General features: G+C 70.9%; 1 protein-coding gene. It reads right to left on the reverse strand.

Annotated elements, in window-relative coordinates; genetic code table 11:
- On the reverse strand, nucleotides 1–247 hold a 247-nt coding region (locus ACZ6JE_RS15460; protein WP_464319520.1), incomplete at both ends, for a BMP family ABC transporter substrate-binding protein.

Consider the following 247-nt stretch of genomic DNA (forward strand, 5'->3'; position numbering starts at 1 on the left):
TGTCCCAGCCGAGCAGCTTCACCGTCGTGCCGAGCGCCTCGTTGTAGGCGTCGACGCCGTCGGAGAAGCCGTCCCTGAACTGGGTCACCGGGGGCTGGTTGCCGCCGCCGACCGTCGCCACGGTGCCGGTCTGCGAGACGCCCGCGGCGAGATAGCCCGCGAGGGACGACGCCTGCGCCGTGTCGACCACGCTCGGCTTGCCGTTCTCGCCCTCGACGGTCTCGTCGACGATGGCGATGTCGATGTC

The sequence above is a fragment of the Frigoribacterium sp. AC759 genome (assembly GCF_979256015.1).